Origin of the sequence: Accumulibacter sp. (assembly GCF_032229525.1) — a bacterium.
Classification (GTDB): Bacteria; Pseudomonadota; Gammaproteobacteria; order Burkholderiales; family Rhodocyclaceae; genus Accumulibacter.
The window spans coordinates 1-4,184 of sequence record NZ_JAVTWB010000255.1; the positions used below are offsets into that span (position 1 = coordinate 1).

The following is a 4,184-nucleotide window of genomic DNA, read 5'->3' on the forward strand; positions in this document are numbered from 1 at the left end:
CCGGGCAGGGCAACAACTACGATGCCTTCTATTCGCTCATCGCCGCAAGCAATCCAGGTCTGGCCCCGGATGCGATCCGGGCGCAGGTGATTCAGGTTCTGCAAAGTCGGGGGCTTCCGGCCGATGGTACGGTGGTCAATGGTTACCTTACCGACCGCGAGCAGCTGTCGGAGCGGCAGCAACTGTCCGTCGCCCTGCTGGGTGTCCGCAACAGCGTGACTTTGACGGCGAGCCAAAGCGTGCAACAGCCTCTGGGCCTGATCAACGGCGCGACCGACAATTATTCGCTGTCCAACCGGATCCGCCAACAGGGAATCGGTATCAATTGGGGCTACCAGTTGACCGGCATCTCGTCGCTGTCCTTGTCGCTCAATCAACAGCGCAGCACGGGCTATACGGGGGGCTCACCTGAAACCGAGACGCAGTATGCCAATCTGCTGTTTACCACCCGAGTCGGGCCGAAAACCAGTGCCAACGTCGGCGTGCGCCGGGTGATTTCGAGCGGCGTGAGCAGCTATACAGAGAGCGCGTTGACCGGCTCAATTTTTCACAGCTTCTGATCGATAGTCATGTACGAGTCCTTCTACGGCTTGACCAGCAAGCCTTTTCAGCTGAATCCTGATCCTTCGTTCTATTTCGCGTCCAGGCAGCACCGGCGTGCCATGGCCTACCTTGAGTACGGTCTGAATCAGAACGAAGGATTCATCGTCGTTACCGGCGAGATCGGCGCGGGCAAGACGACGATCGTCCGCGGTTTGCTCAATGACCTGGATGCCGAGAAAGTGGTCGCCGCGCAGTTGGTCAGCACCCAACTGGACGCCGAGGATACCTTGCGAATGGTTGCCGCGGCTTTCGGTGTCGGGGCGAAGAACGACGGAAAATCCGAGATGCTGCTTGCCCTCGAGGCCTTTCTGGTCGATGTCACCAGTCAGGGCAAACGTTGCCTGCTGATTGTTGACGAAGCGCAGAATCTGACGGCGCGGGCGGTTGAAGAACTGCGCATGCTGTCGAACTTCCAGTTCGGTACCCAGGCTTTGTTGCAGACCTTCCTGGTCGGGCAGCCGGAGTTCCGGAAGATCATGCAGAGTCCGCAGATGAAGCAATTGCGGCAGCGCGTAATCGCAGCCTGTCATATCGGCCCGATGGATCAGGACGAAACGCAGGCCTACATCGAGCATCGACTCAAATGCGCGGGATCGCAAGGTTCGCCACGCTTCGACGCCGGTGCCTTCGAAGCGCTCTACGAGGCCAGCGGTGGTATCCCCCGACGGATCAACGCGCATTGCGATCGTTTGTTGCTCTCCGGCTTCCTGAACGGCAAGAGTGAATTTACACGCGCCGACGTCGAAGAAGTCGCCAAAGAACTCCGGGAGGAGACTCAATCTGCGCCATCGATGACGTCGAGCAAGATCATGGACGAGGCGCCTGGCGCCGTGAACGCCCAACTGACGGAGAGCGGCATTCTGGACATCGACCTGTCGCGGCTGGAGCTTGACGGCAGCACGGCAGAGCGTGCGTCACGCGCCATCGCGGATCTCAAGAGCAACCATACGGAGCAGCGAATGATCCGTATCGAGCGCAGCATCGTCCGTCTCGAACGCAACAACGCAGCGCTTCTGTCGCTGCTGCAGCAACTGGTCGATGCCGTTCGGGCAAAACAGGAATGAGGGAAAATCGCTTTGTCTGATCAACAATGGCCCGCTGATTTGGGCCCGGTAGTATGCGTCGTCGGCGCCCGGCCAAACTTCATGAAAATGGCACCGATTCTGCGTGCTTTCAGCGCCCATCGTCCGGCTCTGCCGACGTTGCTCGTCCATACCGGTCAGCACTACGACAAGGACATGAACGATCGCCTGTTCGTCGATCTGCGCCTGCCGCACCCGGACATCAACCTGGAAGTTGGCTCGGCGACCCACGCCGTGCAGACGGCGGAAGTGATGAAGCGTTTCGAACCGGTGCTGGACACTCATCGGCCGTCTTGCGTGCTGGTGGTCGGCGACGTCAACTCGACCCTGGCCTGCGCGCTGGTCTGTGCCAAGAAGGAAGTGCCGGTGGTGCATGTCGAGGCCGGTCTGCGTAGCCACGATCGGGCCATGCCGGAGGAGATCAACCGGTTGCTCACCGACCAGCTCGCCGACCGCTTGTACACGACCGAGCGCAGTGCGCTGGCCAACCTGACTCGTGAAGGGGTGGCCGAGGAGCGGGTGTGTTTTGCTGGCAACGTGATGATCGATTCGCTGCTGTCGAATCGTGCATCGGCGCAGCAGCCGGAGAAGACCTTGCAGATGGCGGGTGTCGATCCCGTTGTGCTCGATGATCCACGGGGTTACGGAGTGGTGACGCTGCACCGTCCTTCCAATGTCGATCGCCAGGAGACGCTGGCGCCGCTACTTGCCGTCCTGCGTGAAGTCTCGGAAAAACTGCCCTTGATCTTCGCCTTGCATCCACGCACACGCGCCAACATAGAGCGTTTCGGTCTGGCTGAGCTGCTGCACAGCCAGCGTATTGTCCTGCTGCCGCCACAGGGCTACCTGGAGATGCTCGGCCTGATGGCGGGCGCCAAGCTGGTGCTCTCGGATTCCGGGGGGCTGCAGGAGGAAAGTACCGCGCTCGGCGTTCCCTGCCTGACCATCCGCGAAAATACCGAGCGCCCGATCACTGTCGAGCAGGGAACCAATACCCTGGTTGGCTGTGATCCGCAGGCGATCCGAAAAGGTGTCGACGAGATTCTGTCGGGTGCTGGCAAGAGCGGCCGCATTCCGGAGTTTTGGGATGGCCGGGCGGCAGAGCGCATCGCCGCCGATCTCTCGGCATGGCTGATCGCTCGCCACGCGCAGCGCGCCGGCTAGCGCGGACGGGGACCCGAGATGACAGGCCAGCCGATCACCAACGCACTGACCATCGACGTCGAAGACTACTTCCAGGTTTCCGCGCTCGCCCCCTACATTCCTCGTGACCAGTGGGATTCGCGTGAGTGCCGGGTCGAACGCAACGTCGAGCGTATTCTCTCGATGCTCGACGAACAACAGACGGCGGCGACCTTCTTCACGCTCGGCTGGATCGCTGAACGCTACCCGCATCTCGTCCGTCGCATTGTCGACGGCGGGCACGAGCTGGCCAGCCATGGCTATGGCCATCAGCGCGCCAGTGATCTCTCGGAAGCCGAGTTTGCCGCGGACGTCGGGTCGGCCAAGAAACTGCTGGAGGATATTTCGGGTCAGGAAGTCAGCGGCTATCGAGCGCCGAGTTTTTCGATTGGCGAAGGTAATCTGTGGGCTTTCGATTGCCTCGAACGCGCAGGTTATCGCTACAGTTCGAGCGTTTACCCGATTCGCCATGATCACTACGGCATGCCCGATGCGCCGCGCTTCGCTCACCGGGTACGCGCCGGGCTGCTCGAACTGCCAGTGACGACGGTTCGCTTTTTCGACCGTAACTGGCCCGCCAGTGGCGGTGGTTACTTCCGCCTGCTGCCGTATCCGCTTTCACGTTGGCTGATGCGCAAGGTGAATGAGCTGGATCGTCAGCCGGCAATCTTCTATTTCCATCCCTGGGAAATCGATGCCGAGCAGCCGCGCATCCCGGGGATCAGCGCCAAAACGCGCTTTCGCCACTACGTCAACCTGCAATACACGGAAGGTCGGCTCAAACGATTGCTCGGCGACTTTCGCTGGGGGCGGATGGATGAGGTGTTTCTCGGCACGGCCAACCCGGCGTTGGCGTTGAACTGATGAATACGACCATCGAGGAAGTCAGCGGCTTGGCAGCGGCAAGTGCGCCGCTCGAACTCAAGAGCCTCGCTTCTGACGACAGCGCTGCAGTCGCCAAGTGGGATACTTTCGTCGAAGCGTGCCCGGAAGCGACCTTTTTCCACAAGGCAGGATGGCAGCGCATCGTCAGCGAGGTTTTTGGTCATCGAACGGACTTTCTCTACGCCGAGCGGGCCGGCGTCATCGAGGGCGTGCTGCCGCTGGCGCAGGTCAAGAGCGTGTTGTTCGGCAATACGCTGGTCTCCTTGCCGTTTGCCGTCTATGGCGGTGTGGCGGCGAGCAGCCAGGCGGCGGTCGAGCTTCTTGAAAAGGAAGCGCAAGCGATTGCCGTTCGCCTCGGCGTCGACCATCTCGAACTACGCAATCTTCGCCAGCGTCATCCGGACTGGCCGCTGCAGGACCTCTACGTGCGCT

3 protein-coding genes and 2 pseudogenes are annotated in these 4,184 nt (G+C 60.9%); all 5 read left to right on the top strand.

What is annotated here, in order from left to right; genetic code table 11:
- Positions 1-560, top strand: a pseudogene (locus RUW20_RS20420) (hypothetical protein); the annotation flags it as partial.
- Between the two features lie 9 nt (positions 561-569).
- Positions 570-1,667, top strand: coding sequence for an XrtA/PEP-CTERM system-associated ATPase (locus RUW20_RS20425; protein ID WP_313950418.1), 1,098 nt, complete (start codon positions 570-572; stop codon positions 1,665-1,667).
- A 12-nt stretch (positions 1,668-1,679) separates the two neighbouring features.
- The gene (gene wecB, locus RUW20_RS20430; RefSeq protein ID WP_313950417.1) at positions 1,680-2,849 is read left to right on the top strand and encodes a non-hydrolyzing UDP-N-acetylglucosamine 2-epimerase; all 1,170 of its coding nucleotides are present in this window, start codon (positions 1,680-1,682) and stop codon (positions 2,847-2,849) included.
- Between the two features lie 18 nt (positions 2,850-2,867).
- Entirely contained in the window at positions 2,868-3,731 is an 864-nt protein-coding gene (locus RUW20_RS20435; RefSeq protein ID WP_313954058.1) for an XrtA system polysaccharide deacetylase, read from the top strand.
- A pseudogene (locus tag RUW20_RS20440) lies at positions 3,731-4,184 on the top strand (peptidoglycan bridge formation protein FemAB); the annotation flags it as partial. The gene RUW20_RS20435 and the pseudogene RUW20_RS20440, both read left to right, overlap by 1 nt.

What these genes read in the sequence shown, in the direction of transcription:
- RUW20_RS20425 (WP_313950418.1), top strand. Translation starts at nt 570, where the DNA reads ATGTACGAGTCCTTCTACGGCTTGACCAGCAAGCCTTTTCAGCTGAAT.
- RUW20_RS20435 (WP_313954058.1), top strand. Translation starts at nt 2,868, where the DNA reads ATGACAGGCCAGCCGATCACCAACGCACTGACCATCGACGTCGAAGAC.